The 4,593-nt window shown below is 71.1% G+C and carries 3 protein-coding genes; all 3 read left to right on the forward strand.

Features of this window, described 5'->3' with window-relative positions; translation table 11 throughout:
* On the forward strand, nucleotides 1-1,538 hold a 1,538-nt coding region (locus ABYE80_RS17430; RefSeq protein ID WP_372791578.1), incomplete at its 5' end, for a long-chain fatty acid--CoA ligase.
* Nucleotides 1,535-2,302 carry an alpha/beta fold hydrolase gene (locus ABYE80_RS17435; protein WP_372791579.1) on the forward strand — a complete coding sequence of 256 codons (768 nt, stop codon included), beginning with the start codon at nucleotides 1,535-1,537 and terminating at the stop codon, nucleotides 2,300-2,302. The genes ABYE80_RS17430 and ABYE80_RS17435, both read left to right, overlap by 4 nt.
* Before the next feature lie 190 nt (nucleotides 2,303-2,492).
* Complete coding sequence (locus tag ABYE80_RS17440) at nucleotides 2,493-4,316, forward strand: AMP-binding protein (RefSeq protein WP_372791580.1); 1,824 nt, start codon at nucleotides 2,493-2,495, stop codon at nucleotides 4,314-4,316.
* The last annotated feature ends 277 nt before the right edge of the window (nucleotides 4,317-4,593 follow it).

The following is a 4,593-nucleotide window of genomic DNA, read 5'->3' on the forward strand; positions in this document are numbered from 1 at the left end:
CCACCTACCGCGAGGTCGGCGACCGCTGCGACCTGCTCGCCGCCGGACTCGCGTCGCTGGGCGTCGGCGAGGGCGACCGCGTCGGCACGTTCATGTGGAACTCGCAGGAGCACCTCGAGGCCTACTACGCCATCCCGGCGATGGGCGCCGTGCTCCACACGCTGAACCTGCGGCTGTTCCCCGAGCAGCTCATCTACATCGTCAACCACGCCCAGGACAAGGTCATCCTGGTCGACGACTCGGTCATCCCGCTGCTGGCGCCGCACGCCGACAAGTTCGAGACCGTCGAGAAGTTCATCGTCGTGGGTGACGGTGACGCCAGCGCCCTGCCGCAGGACAAGGTCATCCGCTACGACGACCTGCTCGCCGAGCAGTCGCCGGGCTTCGAGTACCCGGAGCTCGACGACCGCGCGGCCAGCGGCCTCTGCTACACGAGCGGCACGACCGGCAACCCCAAGGGCGTCCTCTACTCCCACCGCTCGACGTTCCTGCACGCCATCGCCTCGGGCATGGTCGACTCGCTCGGCGTCAGCGGCAACGATCGGATCCTGCCGGTCGTGCCGATGTTCCACGCGCAGGCGTGGGGTCTCGCCTACGCCGCACCGCTGGTCGGGGCCGACCTGATCATGCCGACGAAGTTCCTCCAGGGTGAGCCGCTCGCGAAGCTCATCGAGGAGGAGAAGGTCACGGTGGCCGGCGCCGTCCCGACGATCTGGATGGATCTGCTGCGCTACGCCGACGCCAACAAGCCCGACCTCTCGTCGCTGCGGTGCGTGCCCTGCGGCGGAGCGGCGGTGCCCAAGTCGCTGATGGAGGCCTTCCAGGACCGTCACGGCGTGCCGATCGTGCAGGCCTGGGGGATGACGGAGACCTCGCCGCTCGGCGCGGTCGCCCGCACGCCACGCGGCGTGTCGGAGGAGGACTCCTGGCAGTACCGAACGACGGCCGGTCGCGTCGCCGCCGGCGTCGAGGCGCGGATCATCGACGACGAGGGCAACGAGGTGCCGTGGGACGGCGAGTCCACCGGCGAGCTCGAGGTCTGCGGTCCGTGGATCGCGAGCGCCTACTACGAGGCCGACGCGCCGGAGAAGTTCCACGACGGCTGGCTGCGCACCGGTGACGTCGCGGCGATCAACCCCGAGGGCTACATCCGCATCACCGATCGGGCCAAGGACGTCATCAAGTCCGGCGGTGAGTGGATCTCGTCCGTGGACCTCGAGCTCGAGCTGATGGCCCACCCGGCCGTCCGCGAGGCCGCCGTGATCGCCAAGCCCGACGAGCGGTTCACCGAGCGGCCGCTGGCGTGCGTCGTGCTCGACGAGGGGCAGGAGGTCCAGGCCGACGAGCTCGCGTCGTTCCTCCTGGACCGCGTCGCCAAGTGGTGGATCCCCGACGAGTACGCCTTCATCGGCGAGGTGCCGAAGACGAGCGTCGGCAAGTTCGACAAGAAGGTGCTGCGCGCGCAGCTCGCCGACGGTGAGCTGACCGATCGCCACACGGTCGACAAGATCGAGGCAGCGCCCGCCGCAGCCGAGTGAGCGTCACCTCCGGCGCGCGCCGTCGCGTGCGCGTCGACGGCGGCCTGATCGAGACGCTGGACCTGCCGGGCGACGAGGACCGTCGCCCGGTGGTGCTCCTGCACGAGGGCCTCGGCTCGATCGGGCTGTGGCGTGCGTTCCCGCGGGAGCTGGCGTCGGTGACCGGACGGCGGGTCGTCGCGTACTCGCGCCCGGGCCATGGGCGGTCCGAGGCGCCGAGGGCGCGCAGGACCGCGGCGTTCTTCGGCCACGAGGCCGACGTGGTCCTCCCCGCGGTGCTCGGGGACCTCGGGGTGCGGGAGCCCGTGCTGGTCGGTCACAGCGACGGCGCGACGATCGCGCTGCTCCACGCCGCCCGCCACCCCGTCACGGCCGTCGTGGCGATGGCGCCGCACGTCACGGTCGAGGTCGAGGCGCTGGCCGGCATCCGCGACGCGGTACGGGCCTTCGAGGAGGGGGACCTGCGGGAGCGCATGGCCCGCCACCACGACGATCCCGACCACGTCTTCCGCTCCTGGAGCGACCTGTGGCTCGACGAGCGCTTCGCCGGGTGGTCCGTCGAGGCCGAGATCGAGTCCCTGACGGCCCCGCTGCTGCTCGTCCACGGCGCCCACGACCACTACGGCACCGAGGACCAGCTCGACCGCATCACGGCGCGGGTCGCCGGACCGGTCCAGCGCCTCGTGGTCGCCAGCGGGCACAGCCCGCACCTGGACGTGCCCGAGGTCGTGCTGGACGCGATCACCGGGTTCCTGGCCGCCTGAGCGGCCGGCCTCGGGCACCAGTGCGGCGAAGGCCCACCGTTCGGGGGACAACCTTCACCCCGACGAGTGGTGGTCGGGGGTGGCGCCGACCCACGCCGGCGTGAGAGCATCGGTGGTCGTCGGCGCGCACACGTTGACCGCATGTCCGTCCGTCTACCGACCGACACCCACGAGGAGAGAGACCCGATCCATGTCCGTAACCACGGATCCCGCTGCTGATTCCACCGCTGATGTGCTGGGAGGGGCGGCCACCCTCTGCGAGCTGTTCCAGTCCACCGCCGCCAGGATGCCCGACGCTCCCGCGCTCCGGACCGTCGGCGGCGGCACCGAGCTGACATGGGCCCAGTACGCCCAGCGCGTCGAGAGCATCGCCGCAGGGCTGGCCAAGCTCGGCGTCCAGCGCGGCGACGCGGTGGCGCTGATGATGACCAACCGTCCCGAGTTCAACCTCGTCGACACCGCCGCGATGCACCTCGGCGCCACGCCGTTCAGCGTCTACAACACGCTCCCGGCCGAGGAGATCCAGTTCCTGTTCTCCAACGCGGGCAACAAGGTCGTCGTCTGCGAGGCGCAGTTCGCCGACCGCGTGCACGGCGCGACCGAGGGGACGGGTGTCGAGCACGTCATCTGCCTCGAGGACGACGTCGAGGGCACCGTGTCGCTCGGTGACGTCGAGTCGGCGCCAGGTGACGGCTTCGACTTCGCGGCCGCGTGGAAGGCGGTCTCGGCCGACGATGTCCTGACCCTGATCTACACCTCGGGCACGACCGGGCCGCCCAAGGGGGTCGAGCTCACGCACGCGAACATGCTCGCGGAGCTGCGCGGCATGCAGACCACGCTGCCGCTGCAGCCGGGCGACCGCACGATCTCGTTCCTGCCGCATGCGCACATCGCCGACCGGTGGGCCACGCACTACTCGGCGATGGTCCACGGCATGACGATCACCGCGGTCGCCGACCCGACCCAGCTGCTTCCCGCGCTCCACGAGGTCCGTCCCACGGTGTGGGGCGCGGTCCCGCGGATCTGGGAGAAGTTCAAGGCGGCGCTCGACGCCGGCATCGCCGCGGAGACCGACCCGCAGAAGCAGGCCGGCATCCAGAAGGCGATCGACGTCGGTCTGCAGGTCGCCCGGCTCCGCGAGGCCGGCGAGGAGGTCCCGGCCGAGCTGGCGGCCGCCCACGCCCAGCTCGACGAGCTCGTGCTGTCGAAGTTCCGGGAGAAGCTCGGGCTCGACCAGGCCCGGCACATCGTCGTCGGGGCCGCGCCGTCCCCGCGGGACCTGCTCGAGTTCTTCGCGGCGATCGGGGTCCCGATCCTGGAGCTGTGGGGCATGTCCGAGCTGTCGTGCTGCGCGACGGTGAACCCGATCGGCGGGAACCGGATCGGCACGGTCGGCAAGCCGATCGGCGGCGTCAAGGTGCGGCTCGGGGAGGACGGCGAGCTGCAGGTCTTCGGCGACATCGTGATGCGCGGCTACCGCGGTCAGCCCGACAAGACCGCCGAGACGATGAGCGACGACGGCTGGCTGCTGACGGGCGACATCGCCGAGATCGACGAGGACGGGTACGTCAAGATCGTCGACCGCAAGAAGGAGCTGATCATCAACGCGGCGGGCAAGAACATGTCCCCCGCGAACATCGAGAAGCACCTGAAGAGCGCGCACGCGCTGATCGGCCAGGCGATCGCGGTCGGTGACGGGCGGCCGTACAACGTCGCGCTGCTCGTCCTGGACCCCGACGCGGTCGCGGCGTTCGCCGCCAAGCACGGGCTGACCGGTGAGGAGGCGACGGCCAGTGCCATCGCTGCCCGCGAGGACGTCCGCGGCGTGATCGCCCAGGCGGTCGAGGACGCCAACCAGCACCTCGCGCGCGTGGAGCAGATCAAGCGCTTCGCCCTGCTCGGGGACGAGTGGATGCCCGGTGGGGAGGAGCTCACCCCGACGATGAAGCTCAAGCGCAAGCCGATCGCGGCGAAGTACGCCGAGGAGATCGAGGCGCTCTACGCGGCCGGATGAGCCGCTGACCCGGGGCCTGTGCCTCTCGTGCAGACATGGTCTGCACGAGAGACGCAGCCCCAGGCACGGCGTACCGGATGCGCGGGCGCTACGGTCCCGCTGTGGCGAAGCGCAACCAGAACCGGGTCGTCTACTCGTCGGACGACGGGGACCTCCGAAAGGCGCGGGATCCCGACAAGGTCCGCGCCGCGGCGGTCACCGGACGCGTGAAGGTGAAGCGGGAGACGGCGGGCCGGCGGGGCAAGACCGTCACGACCGTGTCCAACCTGCCCCTCGA

The sequence above is a fragment of the Paraconexibacter sp. genome, from assembly GCF_041602235.1.
Lineage (GTDB): Bacteria > Actinomycetota > Thermoleophilia > Solirubrobacterales > Solirubrobacteraceae > Paraconexibacter.